Origin of the sequence: Burkholderia sp. HI4860 (assembly GCF_002223045.2) — a bacterium.
GTDB lineage: Bacteria > Pseudomonadota > Gammaproteobacteria > Burkholderiales > Burkholderiaceae > Burkholderia.
This window is the reverse complement of sequence record NZ_NKFO02000001.1, coordinates 989,316-1,012,560: the sequence shown is the minus strand read 5'-3', so window position 1 is coordinate 1,012,560 and position 23,245 is coordinate 989,316. Positions and strand designations below refer to the sequence as shown.

The following is a 23,245-nucleotide window of genomic DNA, read 5'->3' as shown; positions in this document are numbered from 1 at the left end:
GGACGCGCCTGTACCCGCGGCGCGAAGATCGTTCGCGCCGCACCTACCCCTGTTGACCTGCCTTGGTTATGTTTGCTGCGTCACTTCAGCTCACGCCACACCCGCGCGGATGCACGCGACACGCGCGGCCGACCCCTGCCGAACTTCCGGCAGCGGCACGTCCTGCGCGCACGCGTCGATTGCGACCGGGCAACGCGTGCGGAACGCGCAGCCGGACGGCGGGTTGAGCGGCGAGGGCATCTCGCCCGCCAGCAGCATCGGACGGCGAGCACGCTCGCGCGCCGGCTCCGGCGTCGGCGCCGCATCGAGCAGCGCCTTCGTGTACGGGTGCTGCGGCACGCCGTACACGTCATGCCGCGTGCCGAACTCCATCACGCGGCCGAGATACATCACGAGCACACGCTGGCTGATGGCCTTCACCACCGCCAGATCGTGCGCAACGAACAGATAGGACAACGACAGTTCGCGTTGAAGGTCGCGCAGCAGGTTCACGATCTGCGCCTGGATCGACACGTCGAGCGCCGAGACGGGTTCGTCGCAGATCACGAGCTTCGGCTCGCCGATCAGCGCGCGTGCGATGCCGACGCGCTGGCACTGCCCGCCGGAGAATTCGTGCGGATAACGCAGCAGGTGATGCGCGTTCAGGCCGACGCGTTCGAGCATCGTGACCACGCGGCGGCGCACCTCGGTGCGGCCGAGGCCGGCCTGGTGCGTGACGAGCGGCTCCGCGACGACCTGTTCGATCGTCATGCGCGGATCGAGCGACGCGAGCGGATCCTGAAAGATCATCTGCACTTCGCGCCGCATCGCGGTGCCGCGCAGGTGATCGGGCGCCACGGCTTCGCCGCGCCATTTCACCGTGCCGGCCGTCATCGGCACGAGGCCGATCAGCGCGCGCGCGAGCGTCGACTTCCCGCAGCCCGATTCGCCGACGAGCCCGACCGTCTCGCCGCGCTTCACGTCGAACGACACGCCGTCGACGGCGCGCAGCGTCCCCTTCGGCGACCACGGATAGCCGCCGAGCGGCACGCGGAAATGCACTTTCAGACCTTCGACGGACAGCAGCGTGTCGTCCGTCGCGTCGGCTTGGCGGCGTTCATTGACGCTCATCGCAGACCTCCCGTCAGATCGGCCACCGGACGGTGGCACGCGCGCACCGCGCCCGCGGCGCCATAGGTTTCGAGCGCGGGGCGCGCCGCGCCGCAGCGTTCTTCCGCATACGTGCAGCGCTTCGCGAACGCACAGCCGGCCGGCGCGGTGCCGGGCATCGGCGGATTGCCGGGAATCGCGACGAGCGGCGCATCGTCCGCGTCGGTCAGGCGCGGCAGCGCGTTGAGCAGGCCGATCGTGTACGGATGCGACGGCGCCGCGAAGATCGATTCGGCCGGCGCGTATTCGACGGTGCGGCCCGCATACATGACCATCACGTCGTCCGCGAGGCCGGCGACCACGCCCATGTCGTGCGTGATCAGCACGATCGCCGTGCCGCGCTCGCGGTTCAGCTCGCGCAGCAGGTCGATGATCTGCGCCTGCACGGTCACGTCGAGCGCGGTGGTCGGCTCGTCGGCGATCAGGATTTCCGGTTCGGACAGCAGTGCCATCGCGATCATCACGCGCTGGCGCATGCCGCCCGAAAACTCGTGCGGATACATGCGGATGCGGCGTGCCGCGTCGGGAATCCGCACCGATTCGAGCGCCTCGATCGCGCGCTTCGTGGCTTCCTTGCGCGACAGCTTGCGATGCAGCTGCAGCGTCTCGGTCATCTGCCGCTCGATCGTCAGGAACGGATTGAGCGACGTCATCGGATCCTGGAAGATCATCGCGATCCGGTCGCCGCGTATCTTGTTCAGCGCGCGTGAATCCATCTCGAGGAGGTTGTCGCCGCGATAGCGCGCGGCGCCGGTGGTCGCGCCGTTGCCGGCCAGCAGGCCGAGCATCGCCATCACGGTCTGGCTCTTGCCCGAGCCCGATTCGCCGACGATGCCGAGCGTCTTGCCGGCTTCAAGCGAGAACGACACGCCGCTTACGGCGTCCACCGGCGGCGCGTCCTTGCGCGTGAAGCGCACGCCGAGGTTGTCTACTTCAAGCAGTGCGACCATCTTTAGCGATCCTTCGGGTCGAGCGCGTCACGCAGGCCATCGCCGACGAAGTTCACGCAGTAAAGCGTCACGCACAGCATGACGGCCGGGGCCAGTAACAGCCACGGCGTCGATTCCAGTTTCTGCGCGCCGTCCTGGATCAGCACGCCCCAGCTCGTCATCGGTTCCTGCACGCCGAGGCCGAGGAACGACAGCACCGATTCGGTCAGCACGATGCCCGGCACCGAGACCGTCGCGTACACGACGACCACGCCGAGCAGGTTCGGCACGATGTGGCGCAGCACGATCGACGCCGGCGTCACGCCGATCGCCCGTGCCGCATCGACGAACTCGCGGCTGCGCAGCGACAGCGTCTGGCCGCGCACGACCCGCGCCATGTCGATCCACGAGAACGCGCTGATGGTCAGCACGACCAGCATGAACGAGCGGCCGAACAGGGTCATCATCAGGATCGCGATCAGCAGGTACGGGATCGCGTACATCATGTCGACGATGCGCATCATCACGGAGTCGACGCGGCCGCCCGCGAAGCCCGCGGTCGCGCCCCATGCGACGCCGAACAGGCCCGACACGAGCGTGCCGAGCAGGCCGACCTCGATCGACACGCGCCCGCCGATCAGCGTGCGCACCAGCAAGTCGCGGCCGAGTTCGTCGGTGCCGAACCAGTGCTGGTTCGCCCAGGTCGGCGGCAGGCTGATCGAGCCCCAGTCGCTTGCCGAAGGATCGGCCGCGAGCAGCCACGGGCCGACGAAACAGGCGAGCGTGATGAGCGCGAGCAGCACGAGGCTGAACACGGCCGCACGGTTGTGAAGGAAGCGCGCCATCGCAAGCGCGAACGGCGAGCGCGAACGCGGCGGCGAGTCGGTCTGCACGGGCAGGCCGACGACAGGTGTAGTCGGAGTCATCGCTGTGCCTCGCTCAATAACGGATACGCGGATCGAGCCACGCGTATGCGAGGTCGACCAGCAGGTTGAACAGCACCGCGCAGACGGTCGTCAGCACGACGAGGCCGAGCACCAGTGTGTAGTCGCGGTTGATGGCACCGTTCACGACGAGCTGCCCGAGCCCCGGCAGCGCGAACACCGATTCGGTGACGACGGCCGCCGTGATCGACGTGATGCAGACCGTGCCGAACAGCGACACGACCGGCATCAGCGCGGGCTTCAGCGCATGGCGCAGCACGATCGTCGAGCCCGGCAGGCCCTTCGCGCGCGCGGTGCGGATGTAGTTGCTCGACAGCGTCTCGATCATCGAGCCGCGCATCACGCGCGCGAGCAGCGACATGTTGATGAAGGTCAGCAGCACGATCGGCAGCAGCCGGTACTCCCAGCCGCCGTCACCCCAGCCGCCCGCGGGCAGCCAGCCGTTGCCGGACGACGTCTTCAGCAGGATCGCGAAGATCCACACGAGCACGGGGCCGAGCACGAACGGCGGGATGACGTTGCCGAAGTTGCCGATCAGCATCACGAAGCGGTCGATGAAGCTGTCGCGGCGCACGGCCGCGACGGTGCCGAGCAGCACGCCGCACACGATCGAGATCGGGATCGACACGCCGCCCACGCCGAGGCTCACAGGCAGCGCCTTCTTCACGAGATCGTTCACCGACCAGTCGACGTAACGGAACGACGGGCCGAGATCGCCGTGCAGCAGCGCGTTCAGGTACAGCAGATACTGCTTCCACAGCGGCTCGTCGAGGTGGTACTTCGCGTTCAGGTTCGCGAGCGTGGCCGCGGACAGCTGCTTTTCCGTATCGAACGGGCCGCCGGGCGTGAAATGCAGGAGCAGGTAGCAGACGGTGACGACCGCGAGGATCGTCGGCACCGCCCACAACGTGCGCCTCAGTGCGTAGGCCAGCATGATCGCTCCGCTCAGTGCTTGATCAGGTACATGTCCTGCGAAGCACGCATGTCGATCACGTTCTTCAGCGAGTAGCCGCCCACGTACGACTTCACGAGGCGGTCGGCCGAATACTGGAACAGCGGCAGCATCGGCGTATCGTTCAGCGCCGTGTCGTGCGCCTGCGTGAGCAGCGCGGCGCGCGCCTGGTCGTCGAGCTTCTGGTTGCCTTCGTCGACGAGCGTGTCGACCTGCTTGTTGCAGTAGCCGACGGTGTTCTGCGCGCTGCCGCAGCGGATCAGGTCGAAGAAGGTCATCGCGTCGTTGTAGTCGGCGAACCAGCCGTCGCGCGCGATCTGCACCTTGCCGTCATGCCGCTGCTTCATCAGCACCTTGAATTCGACGTTCTCGAGCTTCGTGTTGACGCCGAGCTTCGTGCGCCACTCCGATGCGGTGAACAGCGCGACCTTCTTGTGCAGGTCGTTGGTGTTGTACGTGAGCGTGAACGACAGCGGCTTCGCGTCCGAGTAACCGGCCTGCTTGAGCAGATCCTTCGCGGCGGCGACGCGCTTGGCCATCGGCCACGACGCCCATTCCGGCGTGAACGGTTGCTGCACGCCCTTCGTGCCGTTCGGCATCAGGCCGTACATCGGCTTCTCGCCGGCCTGCGTGAGCTTCGACGTGAGCACGTCGCGATCGATCACCATCGACAGCGCCTGGCGCACGCGCTTGTCCTTCAGCGCCGCGTCGCTGTTGTTCAGGTAGTAGTAGTACGTCGCGAGCTGCAGGCCCTGGCGCAGCTCGCCGCCGAACTGCTTGCTGACCTGCTGGAAGATGCCCGACGGGATCGAGTAGCTGTAGTCGATCTGGCCGGCCTGGTACATGCGCATCGCGGTTTCGTCGCTTTCGATCGGCAGGTACGTGACCTTGTTGATCACGACCTTCGGCGCGTTCCAGTACTTCGCGTCCTTCGTCACAACGATGCGGTTGTTCGGCTGCCAGTCGACGAGCTGGTAGGCGCCGTTGCTGACGATGTTGCCCGGGCGCGTCCATGCATCGCCGAACTTCGCGACCACGTCCTTGTTCACCGGCACGAGCGGCGCCATCGCGGTCAGCTCGGGGAAGAACGCGACGGGCACGTCGGTCGTCACTTCGAGCGTGTACGGATCGACCGCGCGCACGCCGAGCGTCGACGGCGCGGCCTTGCCCGCGATGATGTCCTTCGAGTTCTTGATGAACTCGACGAGGATCGTGTATTTCGAGCCCGTCTTCGGATCGACGAGGCGCTGCCACGAATAGACGAAATCGGCGGCCGTCACCGGCTGGCCGTTGCTCCACTTCGCGTCACGGCGAAGCTTGAAGATCCACGTCGTCGGCGACTTGCGCTCCCACGACAGCGCGACGCCCGGCACGACCTGGCCGGCCGCATCGATGCGGGCCAGCCCTTCGAACAGGTCGAGGCCGATCGTGTTGCCGGTCCACGACTCGATGTGCGCGGGGTCGAGCGACTCGACTTCGGCGGGCACCTGTCGCGTCAGGTCCTGTTGAGGCGCGAGCGCGACGTTCGACGGAACGGTAACGGCGTGGGCGACAGGCGTCAGGGCGAGCGCGGCCAGCACGGCCGACATGGCATGCAAGGATTTCATCGTGGCAGTCTTGAGAAAGGTTGTTCGGTGAGCGTCGCGCGGCGGATGCCGCGGATTACGCTTGAGACGCTGACGGGCGCAGCGATTGAGGAGGCCCGTGATTCTCGTATTGCATTTTAGTATTCCTTACGTTTCTTTCGACAGGTATTCCGTCTTCGAAACGAAGGAATACCTGTGCGTTAGAACAGCCTCGGTGTACCGACCCAGACCACCACCGACTCGATCTTCGCGGTGTTGACCCAGCTGTGCGGGACCGTCGACTGATAGTGCGAGCTGTCGCCGGCCTGCAGGACGAACGTCTTGCCTTCCAGCGTCAGCGACACTTCCCCTTCAATCACATACAGGAACTCCTCTCCTGCATGTGTCGTCACCTCGGACCGCTTCTGCCCCGGCGGCATCCTCACCAGGATCGCCTCCAGCTGGCGCCCTTCGGACACGTTCGTCAGCCGCGCGAACAGGTTCGCCGAATCGGCAAACCCGAAGAAGCGCAGCTGCTCGCCTCGGCAAACCGAGCGTTCCTCGCTCGGCGTATCCACGAAGTACTGCACCGTCACACCGAGCGCGTGCGCGATACCGGCCAACGATGTCAGCGACGGCGACGCGAGCCCGCGTTCGACTTGAGACAGAAACGGCTTCGAAATCCCCGCGGCGGTAGCGGTGTCGTCGAGCGTGCGCTTGAGTCGTTGGCGCAACGCGCGAATCTTGCTGCCCAGCGCGGCAGCATCTGCAGCCCGCGAGTTTTCAGTGGGGGGAACCATAGCAGGCCGAAAAGTGATCGTCAAAAAATGTTTGATGGAAAATAACTAAGTTAGAACGATATAGCTTAGTCTTCGGGTTCGCCCACCTCTTCGGTGTCGAGCCCGGTGCACTAAACGGGACACGAAGCGAGCGAAACGACGCGCTATCTTGCCAGACTCGCCGGCTTCACAGGCAAGCTGCAAGCGGCTCTCCGGGAATCTTCGGAGGGCCTGCACGAAAGCTTACAAATAGATGATGAGACGAATGTTCCTGAAAGCTGCTGCCATATTGGGAGTTTCCCTAGGTGGCAGATACGTGACGCACCGGACCGGTAGCCGCTACCATGCGCGCGCCGGTCGGGGCCCGTCTCCGCCATTCCCGGCGGAGTCAGACCCCGGCCCGGGCTAACCGCCCGACTGTTCCACCGCCAGCACGAAGCCTACCCGGCCCCATTGTGCACCGGCGCCAGTTCGACCCCAAAAAGACGACGCGTGATCCGTGCCGTCCGTTTCAAACGAGATTGATGATGCAACCACCCGTTTCACAAACCCGATCGTTCACGACGGTCTTCCTCATCGAAATGTGGGAGCGCTTCGGCTACTACGGCATGGCCGCGCTCCTGGTCCTCTTCATGGTCGACCGGCTCGGTTTCACCGACAGCCATGCGAACCTGACCTGGGGTGCGTTCACCGCACTCGTCTATGCGGCGCCGTCGATCGGCGGCTGGATCGGCGACAAGGTGCTCGGCGCCCGTCGCACGATGATCATCGGCGCGGCCGTGCTGTGCGCCGGCTACCTGATGCTGTCGGTCCCGAACGATCAGCTGACGTACATGTACGCGTCGCTCGGCGTGATCGTCGTCGGCAACGGCCTGTTCAAGGCCAACGCGGCCAACCTCGTGCGCCGCATCTATGAAGGCGACGACGCACGCATCGACAGTGCGTTCACGATCTACTACATGGCGGTCAACATCGGCTCGACGGTGTCGATGCTCGCGACGCCGTGGATCAAGGATCACTGGGGCTGGCACGCCGCGTTCGCGGTCTGCTGCGGCGGCATGCTGCTCGCGATCCTCAACTTCATGCTGATGCATCGCACGCTCGCGCACGTCGGCTCGCTGCCGGACGACCAGCCGATCCGCTGGAAGCGCCTCGGCGCGGTCGCGCTGGGCGGTGTCGGGCTCGCGCTGATCACGCTGTACGTGCTGCAGCACAAGCAGCTCGCCGTCGCCAGCGTGTGGACGGCCGCGTTCGCGATCCTCGCGATCTTCGCGTACATGATCGCGAAGTCGGAGCGCTCGGAGCGCGCGGGCCTGATCGCGGCGCTCGTGCTGATCGGCCAGGTGATCCTGTTCTTCATTTTCTACGTGCAGATGTCGACGTCGCTGACGTTGTTCGCGCTGCGCAACGTCGATCCGCGCTTCATGCTGTTCGACACGACGCTGTTCACGTGGAGCGCCGCGCAGTTCCAGGCGCTGAACCCGATCTGGATCATGCTGCTGAGCCCGGTGCTCGTGTGGGTGTACAACGCCGTCGCGAAGAGCGGCCGCGACCTGCCGGTCGCCGCGAAGTACGCGCTCGGCTTCGGCGCAGTGGCCGCCGGCTACCTGGTGTTCACGATCAGCGGCCGCTACGCGGTCGACGGCCGCGTGTCGTCGTGGTTCATGGTGTGGGGCTACGGCCTCTACTCGCTCGGCGAACTGCTGGTGAGCGGCCTCGGCCTCGCGATGATCGCCCGCTACGTGCCGGCGCGCATGAGCGGCTTCATGATGGGTGCGTACTTCGTCGCGACCGGCGTGTCTCAGTATCTGGGCAGCGTCGTCGCGAACTTCGCGCAGATGCCGTCGCACGAACTGCCGGCCACCGAATCGCTGCCGCTGTACCTGTCGCTGTTCGAGAAGCTCGGCTGGCTCGCCGCGATCGGCATGGTGCTCGCACTGCTGCTGCTGCCGCTGATGAACCGCCTGTCGCGCCAGCACCAGCGTTGTGCGGAAGAGCGCCGCGAAGAAGCGCCGCAGGCGCAGGGCGTCGCCACCGCGCAGTAAGTAATATCCCTCGGCGTGCGGCGTGCACGCCACATTCTCCCGCCAGGCACGCGAACGCGTCCTACACTGGTTGCAGGAAGCGCATCCGCTTCGCGAGATGCGCACTGGCGGGAGAAGACGATGAAAAGCAAAGCAACGCGGCTCTTGAGGATACTGTCGGACATCCGGCACGCTCAGCGCTGCACCGCGATACGTGCCGCGCGCGCCGCGGCCGAAGCCGACGCGGTACTCGCGGAACGCGACGATCCGGCGCCCGACGAACGCGACGACGCCGAATCCGACGACGCCACCCCCGTTCCCCGCTCCCGTATCGACTCACCTCACTGACGTCGCGCGGCACATTCCGTGCCGCACGCGCCGCTTCCCGCGCCGCTCATGCGGCCGCGCTTCGCCACCGCGCGATCCACGTTCCCGAGCCGGCCACGGCCATCATCAGCCCGAGCGCGCATGCGTCGGCCACGAGGCCTACGCCGACGTGCCGCAGATCCGCGCTGCGCACGACCGGATGCAGCAACGAATCGATGACGAGCGAGATCGCCGCGCCCGCGACGAAGCAGATCAGCCCGCGCTGGCCCACGGCCACGACGGGCCGCACACCCTGCGCGATCCGCGCGATCCAGCCGAAGCGCACGCAATCGGCCATCAGCCACGCGATGGCCGCGAAGCTCACGACACGCGGCAGCGCGAGATCGCGCTTGAACACGCCTTCCGGCAGCGGCAGCCCCGAGAACAGCTTGTAGCTCGCGCAGCCGAGCACGACCGCGCATGCGAGCCCCGTCGCGGCGGCCCCCCAGCGCCCGAGCGCGATGCGCCGGTAGAACGGCTGGCAGCGTGCGAGCACGCCGGCGACGAACATCAGCTGCCACGCGAACGGATTGAAACTCCAGCGGAACCCGTCGGCATCCAGCAGCTCGGGGCCGAGCCAGCCTGCCGTCAGCCACGACGCGATACTGAGCGCGACGAGCAGCCACGGATGCCGGCGCGCGAACGGCACGAGCACCGGCGACGCGAGCGCGAACAGCACGTACATCGGCAGCACCGACGCGAGATAGGGCTGGCGCTGGAAAGTCAGCAGCTCGGCGGCGCCCGTGAGCGGCGACGCGAGCATCACGCTGACGTCGTCGAGCGCGAGGTTCGGCGCATCGATCCCGTAGTGGTCGAGCACGGCCGACACGACGAGCATCAGCGTCGAGGTCGCGAGAAATGCGCGGTAGATCTGCATCGCGCGGCGCACGAAGCGCTTTTGCGCGGCGCGCGCGCCGTGCCGTTCGGCGATCGCGCCATACGCGCTCGCGGTCGCGAAGCCGCCGAGAAAGACGAAGACCTCGGCCGCATCGCACAGCGCGAATGCGTGCAGCGTGACGCGCGACAGCACGCTCGCGCCGATGTGATCGACGACGATCATCAACAGCACGATGCCGCGGAAGAAATCGACTTCGATCAGGCGGCCGCTGCGCGACGGCGCAAATGTGGCGGAAGTCGGCGGGCTCAACGACATGAGCCCCCCTGCATGACGGCGGTGCGGCACGCACCGGAGAATGGATCGGGGAGAAGCAGGCGAGCGCGATCAGCGGCGATACGCGTATGCCCGCATCGCGCCAACCCGGCCGGCCAGGCGCGGAGATGACCGTTCATTGAAAGGCTGCATACGAAGGGAAGTCGGTAAGGCCAGTCTAATGGCCGATCCGGGGAGACCCTAAGTAACAAAGTGCAACCGAATCTTCTGTTCGATTACAGGCGCGAGCCTTGCCGCGCAAGGCAGGCAGCGTCGCCAGACTCGCGTCAGCGCGACGCCAGTTTGCGGTCAGCATCGATGCGTCCGACCGCTGCGGCGTGGGTGTTTTGCGATGCGCGACGCGGCACGCCGCATGCGCCGCCGCTTCGCTATCGACGTTTATCCGCGCGCGGGCAGGCGCCGCATCAGCATCGCGCTGTGCCACGCGGTGAGCGCGACGGCGACCCAGATCGGCCCGTACGTCGCGAGCTCCGCGATGCTCAGCGTCTCGCCGAGCAGCAGCAGCGACACCGCGACGAGCAGCACGGGCTCGACGTAGCCGAGGATCCCGAACAGCGCCATCGGCAGCATCCGGCTCGCCTTCAGGTAGCTCGCGAGCGCGAGCGTGCTGAGCACGCCGAGGCCCGGCAGCAGCGCGGCCCACAGCACCGGATGGTCGGCCACCTGCGTCGTGCTCGTCGCGACCATCGCGAACGCGACCGGGCACAGCAGCACGATCTCGACCGCGAACGCGGCGAGCGAATCGGCGTTGATCCGCCGGCGCAGCACGAAATACGGCGGATAGCCGAGCGCGACGACGAGCGTCGGCCACGCGAACGCGCGCGTCGCCCACATTTCGTGCGCGACGCCGAGCGCCGCGCACGCGACCGCCGCCCATTGCAGCGGATCGAGCCGTTCGTGATAGTAGAAGCGGCCGACGAGCACCATCGTCAGCGGCAGCAGGAAATAGCCGAGCGACACTTCGAGCATGCGGCCGTGCAGCGGCGCCCACAGGAACAGCCACAACTGCACGCCGAGCAGCGCGGCGCTCACGGGCAGCGCAATCAGCAGGCGCCAGTCGCGCACGCTGCGCCGCACGAGGTCGACGAGCGCGGGCCAGCGGCCGCGCAGCGCGATCAGCGCGAGCGCGCCCGGCGCGGTCCACAACACGCGCCACGCGAAGATGTCGAGCCCCGTGAGCGGCGCCAGCAGTTTCGCGTAGACCGACATCAGCGCGAACAGTGTCGACGCCATCACCGACAACATGAGGCCGCGCCCGGCCTCCGGATACCCCGTCATGATCGTTCCGCGCCTCTTCTTATTGCTGCTGGAAGCGCTCGAAGCGTTTCTCGGTCTTGCGTTCCTCGAACGTCACCTCGGTCACGCGCGCGGCCGGCGGCCCGTGGCGCAGCCACGCGAGCATCCGGTCGATCTGCGCGCCGGGGCCCTGGATCATCGCCTCGACGGTGCCATCCTCGAGATTCGCGACCCAGCCGCGCAGCTTCAGCGCATGCGCCTCGCGCACCGTCGCATGACGGAAGCCGACGCCCTGCACGACGCCGCGCACCCGCACGTAGTAGGTCTCGATCCGTTCGTCCAGTTCATTGCGGCTCATCGCGTCGCCCTCCCGTTGCGTTCAAGCCCGGCATTGTAGTCGCGTCGGCCGCTTCGCACACGGGCCGGAGCCGCTTCACGCCCGTCGCAGCCTGGCGTCGCCGCCCGCGCCGACCACGTACAATCTCGCCGATGCTCAACCGCCGCGCCGCCCGCGCGCGGCCCTGAAGGAAACGCATGACTGATACCTCCCGCGATCTCGTTCTCGTCACCGGCGCATCCGGCTTCGTCGGCTCGGCCGTCGCGCGCATTGCGCAGCAGAAAGGCTATGCGGTGCGCGTGCTCGTGCGCCCGACCAGCCCGCGCACGAACGTGGCGGATCTCGACGCCGAGATCGTCACCGGCGACATGCGCGACGAGGCGTCGATGCGCGCCGCGCTGCGCGGCGTGCGCTACCTGCTGCACGTCGCAGCCGACTACCGGCTGTGGGCGCCCGACCCCGACGAGATCGAGCGCGCGAACCTCGAGGGCGCGGTCGCGACGATGCGCGCCGCACGCGCGGAAGGCGTCGAGCGGATCGTCTATACGAGCAGCGTCGCGACGCTGAAGGTGACGAGCGCCGGCGATCCGTCCGATGAAAACCGGCCGCTCACGGCCGAGCAGGCGATCGGCGTCTACAAGCGCAGCAAGGTGCTCGCGGAACGCGCGGTCGAGCGGATGATCGCCGACGAAGGGCTGCCGGCCGTGATCGTCAATCCGTCGACGCCGATCGGCCCGCGCGACGTGAAGCCGACACCGACCGGCCGCATCATCGTCGAAGCCGCGCTCGGCAAGATCCCCGCGTTCGTCGACACGGGGCTGAACCTCGTGCATGTGGACGACGTCGCGCACGGCCATTTCCTCGCGCTCGAGCGCGGCCGGATCGGCGAGCGCTACATCCTCGGCGGCGAGAACCTGCCGCTGCAGCAGATGCTGGCCGACATCGCGCAGATGACGGGCCGCAAGGCGCCGACGATCGCGCTGCCGCGCTGGCCGCTCTACCCGCTCGCGGTCGGTGCGGAAGCGGTCGCGAAGTTCACGAAGAAGGAGCCGTTCGTCACCGTGGACGGGCTGCGGATGTCGAAGAACAAGATGTATTTCACGTCCGCGAAAGCCGAGCGCGAACTCGGCTACCGGGCGCGCCCGTACCGCGAAGGGCTGCGCGATGCGCTCGACTGGTTCGGCGCCGCGGGCTACCTGAAGTAACACAAAGCGGCGTGCTTCACGCCGCTTTGCGCACTTTGTTACACGTCCCGCGCGGCCCGCCACCGGCGCAGCGGTTAAAATCGCGGGTCTTACGCAGAGAAGACACGCATGAACCTGAACGATCAGATCGCTTCGCTCGCCACGGGCGTCGATCAGCTCCTCCACGATCACCACGCCGCGCAGCAGGCGGCCCGCAGCGCGGAAGCCTTCGCGCGCGCCGCGGCAGCGGAGGCCCGGGCCGCGGCCGAGCGTCACGCCGCCGCGGAAGCCGAAGCGCAGGCCGCCGCACAACGCCACACGGCAGCAGCAGCCGATGCCGAGGCGGCGCAGCAGCGCCACGCCAGCGCGACCGCCGCGGCCGAAGCCGCCGCCCAGCGTCATACCGATGCCACCGCGCAAGCCGAAGCCGCGTCGCAGCGCCATGCGGAAGCCACCGCGCTGACCGAAGCGCTCGCGCAGCGTCACGCGGATGCCGAAGCGGCGTCGCAACGCCACGCGGCAGCAATCGCCGAAGCCGAGGCCGCCGCGCAGCGCCATCACGCGGCAGCCACCGAAGCCGAGGCGGCCGCGCAGCGCCATGCGGCCGCGACCGTCGAAGCCGAGGCCGCCGCGAAGCGGCACGCGGAAGCGACCGCCGAAGCCGAAGCGGCCACGCAGCGTCTCGCGGCTGCCATCGCCGAAGCCGAAGCCGCCGCGCAGCGCCACACGGCTGCGATCAAGGAAGCCGAAGCGCTCTCGCAGCAGCACACGCAGGCGATCGCGGAAACGCAGGCCGCTGCGCAGCGTCATGCCGAGGCGACCGCCGAGGCCGAAGCCGTCACGCAACGCCATACCGAAGCGATCGCGCAGGCCGAGGCCGCCGCGCAGCGCCACGCCGATGCCACCGCGCAGGCGGAAGCGGTCACGCAGCGTCATGCCGAAGCGATCGCACAAGCCGAAGCGGCGGCGCAGCATCACGCGAAGGCCATCGCCGACGCCGAGGCGCTGGTCGAGGCCGTCGTCAAGGAAGCCGCGACGGGCGCAGTCCCCGCCACGGCAGTGGCAGCCGAAGTCGTCGAACCTGCACCGTCCGACGCGCCGGCGGCGGAACCGGCCGCGATCGCACCCGCGCCTGCTGCGGCCGAAGCGGTGGATGCGACGGCCGACGCCGAAACGGCCATCGTCGCGACAGCGCAAGCCGAAACGCCGGTTGAAGCCGCAGCCGAAGCCGACGTCGACATCGCCCCGGCCCCGTCCGACAAAGCGACGCTGCACGTGTCGCGCCCGACGCAGAACGAACTCACGCTGACCATCAACGGCGAATCGATCACGCTGCACCCGGAACAACTGGGCCAGCTGATCGAGGAACTCGCGCATGCGCGTGCGTCGATGCAGCCGGAGCCGCCGCCCGGCATCCCGGCCGGCTGGCGCTTCGTGACGACGAAGAACCCGATGATGGCCGTGCAGAAACAGTCGAACGGCGACCGCCTGCTGGTGGCCCGCCACACGGGCTACGGCTGGGTGCCGTTCACGTTCTCGCCGGACGTCGTGGTCCAGATGTACATGATGCTGACGCAGCGCTAAGTACCGGCACGCCGCACCACCGAACCGGCACCGCCGAAAACGAAACAGCCCGACCGGTTTCCACCGATCGGGCTGTGTGCTTTCCGGCTGCCGGGAGGCACGCCTCCCGGGCAAGACTCAGCGATCCACCGGCGCCTGCACGCGCGCCTTCCACTGGCCGCCCTTGCCGCGCCAGTAGCGCCACGCGGACGCGAACGTCGCGCCGACGTAGAACAGCGCGACGAGCGGCAGCGCGGGCGCCCACAGCGGCGAGCGCCGGTAGTAGCGCAGCATCGGCGCATACGCGGCGCACATCGACGCCCACGCGAGCCATGCCGGCCATGCGCGCGCGCCGTACGCGAGCGCCGCGGCGGGCGGCACGAGATAGATGATCGTCATCCCGAGCAACGTACCGGCCAGCAGCAGCGGCGAATAGTGCAGCTGCGTGAACGCGGTGCGCGCGATCATGTTCCAGATGTCGCGCCAGCTGTCGTACGGGCGCAACGACACGCTGCGGTCGGCCAGGTCGAGTCGGATCGGATGGCAGCCTTCGCCGCGATGCTTGATCTGCGCGGCGAGGCTGCAGTCGTCGATCAGCGCGCCGCGGATCGACTCGATGCCGCCCGCTTCCTCGAGCGCCGTGCGCTTGACGAGCATGCAGCCGCCCGCGGCGCCGGCCGTCCGGTTGCGTGGGTTGTTGATCCACGAGAACGGGTAGAGCTTCGCGAAGAAGAACACGAACGCCGGGATCAGCGCCTTTTCCCAGAACGAATCGCAGCGCAGCCGCACCATCAGCGACACGAGATCGCGGTTCTCGGCCTGCGCGCGCGTGACGAGCTGCGCGACGGCGTCGGGCGGATGGCCGATGTCGGCATCCGTCAGCAGCAGGTAGTCGGCCGGCAGGCCGAGCGTCTGCACCGCGGCGATCCCCTGCGACTGCGCCCATACCTTGCCCGACCAGCCGGCCGGCAGCGGCTTCGCGGCCAGCACCGTCAGCCGGTCGGCGCGGTTGATCGCGAGCGCGGCCGCGCGGGCCGCGTCGGCGGTGCCGTCGTCGCTGTGGTCGTCGACAATGATCAGATGAAAGTCGCCCGGGTAATCCTGCTCGAGCAGCGAAGTCGCCGCCCGGGCGATCACGTCGGCCTCGTTGCGCGCCGGCACGACCGCGACGACGGCCGGCCAGCCGGCCTCGGCCGCGGCGCCGCGCGCCTCGGGCGGCAGCGGCCGCGCGGGCACCGCACGCCAGAAGCCGCCGCGCGCGACGAGCAGCACGATCCAGATCATCAGCGACAGGCCGGACACCAGGAATGCAAGCACCAGCATCATCGGCGCGCCTCCGGTCGGGCGCCGACATCGGCAAAATCAATAAGGGTCGGGAACAAAACGCCCGAAACCGCACGGGCGGCCGGGCAATACGCGTAAGAATCGACGGTCATCGAATGGCCTTGAAATGAGCGCGACGCCGGGCAGCCGGAGCGGCTGCCCGCGAAACCGCGTAGTTTACTGGGTTCCGCGCGCGCCAGCGCCGACGCGGTTCTCCCGCAAATGCAACACGCCGGAAACAGCACCAGAGCAAGGACTTCCCGATAGAGTTAAAATGCGCGATTAATTCGGGGTTCCGGGGCCTGGCCGGCCGGTTCGTTCCTGCCTTCATAACATCAAGCCGGGGCGAGCGAGCGAGTGCCAGCTCCTCGAACCCCGGCGTCTGTCGTCGGAGTTCGCTCACTTATGCGAGTCATCCTTGCCCAGCCCCGCGGCTTTTGTGCGGGGGTTGTCCGGGCGATCGAGATCGTCGATCGCGCGCTGCAACAGCACGGTGCGCCGGTCTATGTGCGTCATGAGATCGTGCATAACCGGCATGTCGTCGAAAATCTGCGTAATAAAGGGGCCCGATTCGTTGAGGAACTCGACGAGGTGCCCCACGGCGCTGTCGCGATCTTCAGCGCGCACGGTGTCGCCCAGACGGTCGAGCGCGACGCGGAAACGCGCGGCCTCGACGTGCTCGACGCCACCTGCCCGCTCGTCACGAAAGTGCACGTGCAGGGCCGCCAGTATGTCGCGGCGGGCCGCCGGCTGATCCTGATCGGCCATGCGGGCCACCCGGAAGTCGAGGGGACGATCGGCCAGATTCCGGCCGAGGTGATCCTCGTGCAGAGCGAAGCCGAAGTCGATACGCTGACGCTGCCCGTCGACACGCCGGTCGCGTACATTACGCAGACCACGCTGTCGGTGGACGATACGCGCGGCATCATCGAAGCGTTGCAGCGCCGGTTCACCGACCTCGTCGGCCCGGACACGCGCGACATCTGCTACGCGACGCAAAATCGCCAGGCCGCCGTGCGCGAGCTGAGCGAACAGGTTGACGTGCTGCTGGTCGTCGGCGCGACGAACAGCTCGAACTCGAACCGCCTGCGCGAGATCGGCACCGAAAGCGGTGTGCCGAGCTACCTCGTCGCCGACGGTTCGGAAGTCAAGGCCGAATGGTTCGCGAATGCGAAAACCGTGGGCCTGACCGCCGGGGCGTCCGCGCCCGAGGAGATGGTCGAAGATGTCATCGGCGCGTTGCGCGCGCTGGGTCCCGTCGACGTCACGACGATGGCGGGCCGTGAGGAAAAAGTCGAATTCAAGCTGCCGGCGAAGCTCACGCAAGCTGTCGCCCGCGAAGTTTAAGGAGGACATCTCTTGTCTATTCCGCTGCTCCAGCAAGTCCGCGTCGGCGCGTACATCACGCGCCAACACCTGTCCGGCAACAAACGCTATCCGCTCGCGCTGATGCTCGAGCCGCTGTTCCGCTGCAACCTCGCGTGCAACGGCTGCGGCAAGATCGATTACCCGGACCCCATCCTGAACCAGCGTCTGTCCGTCCAGGAATGCCTGGAAGCGGTCGACGAGTGCGGCGCGCCGATCGTGTCGATCGCGGGCGGCGAGCCGCTGCTGCACAAGGAAATGCCGGAAATCGTCCGCGGCATCATGAAGCGCAAGAAGTTCGTCTACCTCTGCACGAACGCGCTGCTGATGGAAAAGAAGATGGACGACTACCAGCCGAGCCCGTACTTCGTCTGGTCGGTCCACCTCGACGGTGACGCGCAGATGCACGACCACTCGGTGTCGCAGGAAGGCGTGTACGACAAGGCGGTCGCGGCCATCAAGGAAGCGAAGCGCCGCGGCTTCCGCGTGAACATCAACTGCACGCTGTTCAACGATGCGATCCCCGAGCGCGTCGCGAAGTTCTTCGATACGCTGAAGCCGATCGGCGTCGACGGCATCACCGTGTCGCCGGGCTACGCGTACGAGCGCGCGCCGGATCAGCAGCACTTCCTGAACCGCGACAAGACGAAGAACCTGTTCCGCGAAATCCTGAAGCGCGGCGAAGGCGGCAAGCGCTGGTCGTTCAGCCAGTCGTCGCTGTTCCTCGACTTCCTGGCCGGCAACCAGACGTACAAGTGCACGCCGTGGGGCAACCCGGCGCGTACGGTGTTCGGCTGGCAGAAGCCGTGCTACCTGGTCGGCGAAGGTTACGTGAAGACCTTCAAGGAACTGATGGAAGACACGAACTGGGACAACTACGGCGTCGGCAACTACGAGAAGTGCGCGGACTGCATGGTCCACTGCGGCTTCGAAGCGACCGCCGTGATGGACACGATGGCGCATCCGCTGAAGGCGTTCGCCGTGAGCCGCAAGGGCATCAAGACCGACGGCCCGTTCGCTCCGGACATTCCGATCGACAAGCAGCGCCCGGCCGAGTACGTGTTCTCGCGTCACGTCGAGATCAAGCTCGAGGAAATCCAGCGCGCCGGCAAGGGCAAGCTGCAAAAGGCGGCGAAGCCGGCAGCAGCCGCTTAAGCGCGTTTCGCCACGCGGAGGCCACGCCTCCGCGCCGGCGGGAAAAGATGAAGCGCCACGGAGTCCGCTCCGTGGCGCTTTTGTTTTGGGCCGCGGTTCTGCATCGCGTTTCTCCGCCACCGTATCGATTGCCGCGACAGCCACGCCTGCGCTGAATCAGCGCGACCGTGTCGGCGGCGTCGGTGCGGCCGGCCCTGTCTCCTCCATTCTCCCTGCGAAACCGGTGCGACGCTACGCGGCCAGCGATTCGGCCGCATGCACGCGCATCTTCTGCGCCGCGCCCGCGACGAGCGCCGGCTGGCCGCTCGATGCGAACGCGCAGACGTGCTCCCACAGCTCGGCCAGCCGATGCCGCGTGAGCGTCGTGACGCACGTGTCGTGCGCCGTGAGCACCTGCTCGAGTACCGCGCATTCGTCGTCGCGCAGCGTCCATGTACCGCTTTGCGCCGCGCGCGCCACGCCCGCGTCGAGCGCACGTTCCGCATCGACGCACAGGTCGATATCCGCGTCCGCACATACCGCATCGTCGAGCGCCAGGAACACCAGGTAGACGCTCGTGCGCAAGCGCATCAGCAGCGCCTCGCTGCCATGCCCGCTACGCAGCGCGACGAGCGCCATGTGGCATTTCAGCGAAATGTCGCGCGCATGCACGGGCGGCAGCGGCAGCAGCCACTCGCGGGTCAGCGGCACGTGGCGACGGTGCTTCCGGGTGCCTTTCATGATGGGCTCCCGTCGGCGGGCGCATCGCTCGCCTCGAAGGCGGGCCATGCGAGGCGGCACGCAACAGCGTCGCGGCGTGCATCGCGCAGATGCTTCGCACGACGCCGCGCGCCGTGCCCATCGTCGCGCCGTGGCGTCGCTCGCGCGTCCGGCGGCCGGCGTGGCGGCGACGCGCGCACGCCGCCGGTAAATCGGATCGGGCAAGCCATGTTCGTCTCCCGCATCAGAACGTGTTCTCTCCCTTCAGGTAGTACGCGGTCTTCACGAAGAACGCCTTGACCGGATGGCCGCCCTGCACGTCGCGCGCGGCGCGCGCTTCCATCTCGGCACGCGCTTCGCGCGACCGGTCCGGCACCGGGTTGTGGACACGTTCGAGCGCACGCTGCATCGCGAGCGGATAGTTCTGGTTGCCGGCCGACGTTGCGCGATAACCGGCGCGCGTCATCTGCAGCAGTTGCGCGTCGGTTTCGGCACGCGCCGCCGACCAGCTCGACAGCGACGCATTCGATGCGCCGTCCGCCACGGCAGACTGAGCGAAACTGACAGCGGGCAGCGCAACAAGTGCGCAGGAAAGTACCGCAACGGGAACGAGGGATCGCATGGTGGCCTCCAGATGGTTGTCCCCGCATCGATCATGATCGACGATGCGTTGAAACCATCGTATGACGCGCTGCATTCCGTATGAATAGCCGATTCCGCAATTGATATTTTCGGTGTCGACACCCGGTGCGCAAACCGCGTCATGCGCGAATCCCGCCAAACAGGCATTTCTTTATTTCATTCAACGCCCTGATCGCGTTTGTTCAGACGATCCGAAGCAGCGCACGCCGCGCTTTTTCAATTTCGGAAATGACATGTTGCCGATGCAATCACCACCGGCGCACCCGCCGACAAGGCTTCCGGCGTGATATCGCGCGTGCGGACACCGCAATCGCCGGCCCAATCGAATCGAACGTTTCTCGTGATTCAGGACAAGTCATCGCGTACGGATTGCCGGATCGCGACACGACGCGCACGGCAAGGACGCGCGATAATCACGCATCGGCCGTTTCGCACGGCGCCTCATGCATTCCCATCTTCATCGAGTCCTTCCATGGCTGCCCTCGACATTACCGCCATCCACAGTTGGCACGCGCACGTCTATTTCGATGCGGCGAGCCGCGACGCGGCCTGGGCGTTTCGCCAGGTCGTCGACGAACGGTTCGGCGCGGTCATCGAACTCGGCCGCTTTCACGAACGCCTCGTCGGCCCGCACCCGGCGTGGTCGTACCAGATCGCGTTCGACGCCGCGCGCTTCGACGACATCGTGCCGTGGCTCGTGCTGAACCACGGGGCGCTCGACATCTTCCTGCATCCGAATACGAACGACGAACTGCGCGACCATCGCGATTGCGCGGTGTGGATCGGGAAGTCGTATCAGCTGAATCTCGACGCGCTGGCCGGATAACGGTCGGCACGCGGCCGCCTGCGCCGCGGCGACATCCACGTTTCGGCTCGACGTGAAACGTTCCGCGGCGGCGCGGCCATACAGTGGGTTCCGTTACCGATGCTTCAGGGAACCCGCCATGTCACAGACCGACGCCGATGCCCGGCACATTTATGAAGGCTGGCACGCGGCCGTCGTCGCGCGCGACATCGATGCGCTGATGACGCTGTATGCCGACGATGCGGTACTCGAAACCCCGCTGATCGTCGTCACGCTGCCCGCTCACGGCTCCGGCGTGCTGCACGGCAAGGCCGCGATCGGCGCATTCTTCGAAGCGGGCCTCCGCAACCCGGGCAACAAGCTCGGGCGCTGGTACCGTACCGGGCTGTTCTTCTCGAACGGCCGCCAGCTCACGTGGGAATATCCGCGCGCCACGCCGGACGGCGACCAGGTCGATCTCGTCGAGGTGATGGATCTGCGCGACGGGCTGATCGCGCATCATCGCGTGTACTGGGGATGGGTCGGGTTCAATGCGCTGCGAGCCGCCACACCGTCGCCCGAACGCGCATGACGGCCGCCGCACTGGATCGGGTCGCCGCGCGCCGCGTGCTCGCCGCGACCTGCGTGAGCTACACGCTCGTGCTGCTCGACGCGTCCATCGTCAACGTCGCGCTCACCGACATCGCCCAGACATTCGGCAGCCGCGTGGCCGGCCTGCAGTGGATCGTGAACGCGTACACGCTCGCGTTCGCGAGCCTGCTGATGACAGGCGGCACGCTCGGCGACCGGCTCGGCGATCGCGACGTCTATATCGCCGGACTCGCGATCTTCGTCGCCGCGTCGGCGCTGTGCGGCGTCGCGCCGACGCTCCCGGCGCTCGCGATCGCCCGCGTGCTGCAAGGCGTCGGCAGCGCGATGCTGGTGCCCTGCTCGCTCGCGCTGCTCAACCGCGCGTTCCCCGAACCGGCCGCGCGCGCGTCGGCGATCAGCCTGTGGATGGGCTGCGGCGGCATCGCGATGGCGTCGGGCCCGCTGATCGGCGGCCTGCTGATCCATCTGTTCGGGTGGCGCAGCCTCTTCTTCGTGAACCTGCCGCTCGGGCTGGCCGGCATCTGGCTCGGCCGCTCGGTCGTGCGCGCCGCCGTTGTCGACGCCTCGCGGCATTTCGACTGGGGCGGCCAGGCCGCGGCCATCGTTGCGATCGCGGCCCTGATCGGCACGTTGATCGAAGGTCCGTCGCTCGGCTGGCGCTCGGGCCCGATCATCGGCGGCGCGGTAACGAGCGTCGTCGCGTGGAGCGCGTTCATCGCGATCGAAGCGCGGCGCCGCGAACCGATGCTGCCGCTCGCGTTCTTCCGCAACCGGCTGTTCTCCGGCTCGACGTTCGTGTCGATGGCGTCGGCGTTCGTGTTCTACGGCCTGCTGTTCGTGTTCAGCCTGTTCTATCGGCAGGTCCGCGGCGCGAGCCCGCTCGATACGGGGCTCGCGTTCCTGCCGATGACCGCGATGGTCGCGCTCGGCGGGCTGGGTTCGGGCAAGCTGGTTGCATGCTTCGGCGCGCGCGGCACGATGTGCGCGGCGTTTGGGCTCTATGCGGCCGGCGCGCTCGGCATGACGGGCATCGGCGCGACGACACCCGCGTGGCTCGCCGTCGCGCCGATGCTCGCGATCGGCTTCGCATCGGGATTCATCTCGCCGGCCGCGACGTCGCCGGCGCTCGGGACGGTCGACCGGCGCCGCGCCGGCGTGGCGGCAGCCGCGCTGAACGCGGCGCGGCAAAGTGGATCGGCGCTTGGGGTGGCGATTTTCGGTGCGTGCATCGCGACGTTGCAGCCGTTTCCGGCGGCGATGCGGGTGGCGCTCGGGATCGCGACCGGATTGTCGGCGCTCGCCGCCGCGACGTGGTGGATCACGGCGAGGCCGACACCGGCATCCGGCGAACCGACCGCGTCGCTACAAACCGCCACGCGCCGGTAACGCATGCTCCGGCAGGTGCACGGGCGGCGGAGCAGCGCGCCGTCATTGTCTCAACGCCGCCCGCCGCTCACGCGACATACATCGCGACACTAACGAACTGGCACAGGCTCCCGGCCAGCACGAACAGATGCCAGATGCCGTGCCCGTGACGGATGCGTTCGTCGTTGATGAAGAAGTAGATGCCCGCACTGTAGATCAACCCGCCGGCCACGAGCCACGCGGTGCCGACCGGCGGCAGCGCATGGATCAGCGGACGCACCGCGACCAGCGCGAGCCAGCCCATCGCCACGTACAGGATCATCGACAGCAGGCGCGTGCGCCGCCCGAGCGTCAGCTCCTGGACGATCCCGAACACGGCCAGCCCCCAGCTCACGCCGAACAGCGACCAGCCCCACGGGCCGCGCAGCGTGACCAGCGTGAACGGCGTATAGCTGCCGGCGATCAGCAGGTAGATCGCCGAGTGGTCGCACTTCTGCAGGATCGCTTTCAGGCGCGGATTGCGCACGCTGTGATACAGCGTCGAGATCGCATAGAGCAGGATCAGCATCGCGCCATACACGCTGAAGCTCACCACCTTGTATGGATCGCCTTCGAGCGCGCCCATCGTCACGAGCGCGACGAGGCCGACCACCGACAGCACCGCGCCGACGAGATGGGAAATGCTGTTGAAACGCTCACCGACATGCACGACGTGTTCTCCTGCGGGTCCATCGGGAAAAGAGGAAACCCTATGATACCGGCCGGCGGAATTTGCCGTGCTGCGTTCAGGCAAACGGCGAAGCGCGCCGCCGGCCCGCCAAAGAAAAAAGCGCCGCGACATGCATCGCGGCGCCTCCCTTTCGATGACCGAACCGCCTGGGCAGCCCGGTTCAGCAGCACTTCCCCGCGCCCGACCCGTACCGCGCGTTCTGACGCTCGCGGAAGAATTCCTCATACGTCATCGGCTCGCGGTCCGGATGGGTCGCGCGCATGTGCGCGACGTAGGTGTCGTAGTCGGGCAGGCCGACCATCAGCCGCAACGCCTGCCCGAGGTAACGCCCCGCGCTGCGCAGGTCGCTGCCAAGATCGCTGAACATCGCG

At 67.4% G+C, this 23,245-nt stretch carries 23 protein-coding genes; 9 read left to right on the top strand and 14 right to left on the bottom strand.

What is annotated here, in order from left to right:
- Positions 1 to 90: 90 nt before the first annotated feature.
- The 6 genes from CFB34_RS04565 to CFB34_RS04540 form a co-directional block, all read right to left on the bottom strand.
- On the bottom strand, positions 91 to 1,110 hold the full coding sequence (locus CFB34_RS04565) for an oligopeptide/dipeptide ABC transporter ATP-binding protein (RefSeq protein WP_179243776.1): 1,020 nt from the start codon (positions 1,108 to 1,110) through the stop codon (positions 91 to 93).
- Positions 1,107 to 2,099 carry an ABC transporter ATP-binding protein gene (locus tag CFB34_RS04560; RefSeq protein ID WP_089441402.1) on the bottom strand — a complete coding sequence of 331 codons (993 nt, stop codon included), beginning with the start codon at positions 2,097 to 2,099 and terminating at the stop codon, positions 1,107 to 1,109. Before CFB34_RS04560 ends, CFB34_RS04565 begins: the two co-directional genes overlap by 4 nt.
- Positions 2,100 to 2,101: 2 nt before the next feature.
- Positions 2,102 to 3,004, bottom strand: a complete 903-nt coding sequence (locus CFB34_RS04555; protein WP_089441401.1) for an ABC transporter permease subunit — start codon at positions 3,002 to 3,004, stop codon at positions 2,102 to 2,104.
- Between the two features lie 13 nt (positions 3,005 to 3,017).
- Complete coding sequence (locus CFB34_RS04550) at positions 3,018 to 3,956, bottom strand: ABC transporter permease subunit (RefSeq protein ID WP_089441400.1); 939 nt, start codon at positions 3,954 to 3,956, stop codon at positions 3,018 to 3,020.
- 11 nt (positions 3,957 to 3,967) lie between these two features.
- A complete protein-coding gene (locus CFB34_RS04545) occupies positions 3,968 to 5,581 on the bottom strand; it encodes a peptide ABC transporter substrate-binding protein (protein WP_089441399.1) in 1,614 nt (537 codons plus the stop codon).
- 179 nt (positions 5,582 to 5,760) lie between these two features.
- Positions 5,761 to 6,339, bottom strand: a complete 579-nt coding sequence (locus CFB34_RS04540) for a cupin domain-containing protein (protein ID WP_069252724.1) — start codon at positions 6,337 to 6,339, stop codon at positions 5,761 to 5,763.
- A gap of 503 nt (positions 6,340 to 6,842) precedes the next feature.
- Between CFB34_RS04540 and CFB34_RS04535 the strand changes: the two genes are divergently transcribed.
- Together CFB34_RS04535 and CFB34_RS04530 are read left to right on the top strand one after the other, a co-directional pair.
- Entirely contained in the window at positions 6,843 to 8,363 is a 1,521-nt protein-coding gene (locus tag CFB34_RS04535) for an oligopeptide:H+ symporter (RefSeq protein WP_089441398.1), read from the top strand.
- Positions 8,364 to 8,483: 120 nt separating this feature from the next.
- Positions 8,484 to 8,690 carry a hypothetical protein gene (locus CFB34_RS04530; protein WP_089441397.1) on the top strand — a complete coding sequence of 69 codons (207 nt, stop codon included), beginning with the start codon at positions 8,484 to 8,486 and terminating at the stop codon, positions 8,688 to 8,690.
- Positions 8,691 to 8,736: 46 nt separating this feature from the next.
- On the opposite strand, the gene CFB34_RS04525 is transcribed toward CFB34_RS04530, so the two are convergent.
- From CFB34_RS04525 to CFB34_RS04515, 3 genes are all read right to left on the bottom strand, one after another.
- A complete protein-coding gene (locus CFB34_RS04525; RefSeq protein ID WP_089441396.1) occupies positions 8,737 to 9,861 on the bottom strand; it encodes an OpgC domain-containing protein in 1,125 nt (374 codons plus the stop codon).
- A 396-nt stretch (positions 9,862 to 10,257) separates the two neighbouring features.
- Entirely contained in the window at positions 10,258 to 11,157 is a 900-nt protein-coding gene (gene rarD, locus CFB34_RS04520; RefSeq protein ID WP_089441395.1) for an EamA family transporter RarD, read from the bottom strand.
- Between the two features lie 19 nt (positions 11,158 to 11,176).
- Positions 11,177 to 11,473 carry an acylphosphatase gene (locus CFB34_RS04515; RefSeq protein ID WP_069253069.1) on the bottom strand — a complete coding sequence of 99 codons (297 nt, stop codon included), beginning with the start codon at positions 11,471 to 11,473 and terminating at the stop codon, positions 11,177 to 11,179.
- 176 nt (positions 11,474 to 11,649) lie between these two features.
- Here CFB34_RS04515 and hpnA point away from each other — a divergent pair, with 176 nt between their 5' ends.
- Together hpnA and CFB34_RS04505 are read left to right on the top strand one after the other, a co-directional pair.
- Entirely contained in the window at positions 11,650 to 12,657 is a 1,008-nt protein-coding gene (gene hpnA, locus CFB34_RS04510) for a hopanoid-associated sugar epimerase (RefSeq protein ID WP_059780150.1), read from the top strand.
- A 108-nt stretch (positions 12,658 to 12,765) separates the two neighbouring features.
- Positions 12,766 to 14,220 (top strand): phage tail protein, encoded by a 1,455-nt coding sequence (locus CFB34_RS04505; protein ID WP_089441394.1) that lies wholly within the window; start codon positions 12,766 to 12,768, stop codon positions 14,218 to 14,220.
- A 117-nt stretch (positions 14,221 to 14,337) separates the two neighbouring features.
- On the opposite strand, the gene CFB34_RS04500 is transcribed toward CFB34_RS04505, so the two are convergent.
- Positions 14,338 to 15,525 (bottom strand): glycosyltransferase, encoded by a 1,188-nt coding sequence (locus tag CFB34_RS04500; RefSeq protein WP_089441393.1) that lies wholly within the window; start codon positions 15,523 to 15,525, stop codon positions 14,338 to 14,340.
- Positions 15,526 to 15,927: 402 nt separating this feature from the next.
- Between CFB34_RS04500 and ispH the strand changes: the two genes are divergently transcribed.
- Positions 15,928 to 16,869: a 4-hydroxy-3-methylbut-2-enyl diphosphate reductase gene (ispH, locus tag CFB34_RS04495; protein ID WP_039349543.1), complete on the top strand. Its 942-nt coding sequence runs from the start codon at positions 15,928 to 15,930 to the stop codon at positions 16,867 to 16,869.
- Positions 16,870 to 16,881: 12 nt separating this feature from the next.
- Positions 16,882 to 18,042 (top strand): adenosyl-hopene transferase HpnH, encoded by a 1,161-nt coding sequence (gene hpnH, locus CFB34_RS04490; RefSeq protein WP_039349540.1) that lies wholly within the window; start codon positions 16,882 to 16,884, stop codon positions 18,040 to 18,042.
- Positions 18,043 to 18,273: 231 nt separating this feature from the next.
- On the opposite strand, the gene CFB34_RS04485 is transcribed toward hpnH, so the two are convergent.
- Complete coding sequence (locus CFB34_RS04485) at positions 18,274 to 18,762, bottom strand: hypothetical protein (protein WP_089441391.1); 489 nt, start codon at positions 18,760 to 18,762, stop codon at positions 18,274 to 18,276.
- Between the two features lie 223 nt (positions 18,763 to 18,985).
- Entirely contained in the window at positions 18,986 to 19,363 is a 378-nt protein-coding gene (locus CFB34_RS04480) for a hypothetical protein (protein WP_089441390.1), read from the bottom strand.
- A gap of 492 nt (positions 19,364 to 19,855) precedes the next feature.
- Here CFB34_RS04480 and CFB34_RS04475 point away from each other — a divergent pair, with 492 nt between their 5' ends.
- From CFB34_RS04475 to CFB34_RS04465, 3 genes are all read left to right on the top strand, one after another.
- Entirely contained in the window at positions 19,856 to 20,209 is a 354-nt protein-coding gene (locus CFB34_RS04475) for a DOPA 4,5-dioxygenase family protein (RefSeq protein WP_047851356.1), read from the top strand.
- A 118-nt stretch (positions 20,210 to 20,327) separates the two neighbouring features.
- On the top strand, positions 20,328 to 20,759 hold the full coding sequence (locus CFB34_RS04470; RefSeq protein WP_089441389.1) for a nuclear transport factor 2 family protein: 432 nt from the start codon (positions 20,328 to 20,330) through the stop codon (positions 20,757 to 20,759).
- Positions 20,756 to 22,165 (top strand): MFS transporter, encoded by a 1,410-nt coding sequence (locus CFB34_RS04465; protein ID WP_089441388.1) that lies wholly within the window; start codon positions 20,756 to 20,758, stop codon positions 22,163 to 22,165. Before CFB34_RS04470 ends, CFB34_RS04465 begins: the two co-directional genes overlap by 4 nt.
- Positions 22,166 to 22,232: 67 nt before the next feature.
- Here the strand turns inward: CFB34_RS04465 and CFB34_RS04460 are convergent, their stop codons facing one another.
- Positions 22,233 to 22,853: a hemolysin III family protein gene (locus CFB34_RS04460; RefSeq protein WP_039349524.1), complete on the bottom strand. Its 621-nt coding sequence runs from the start codon at positions 22,851 to 22,853 to the stop codon at positions 22,233 to 22,235.
- 181 nt (positions 22,854 to 23,034) lie between these two features.
- A complete protein-coding gene (locus tag CFB34_RS04455; protein ID WP_011353713.1) occupies positions 23,035 to 23,241 on the bottom strand; it encodes a YbdD/YjiX family protein in 207 nt (68 codons plus the stop codon).
- Between the last annotated feature and the right edge of the window lie 4 nt (positions 23,242 to 23,245).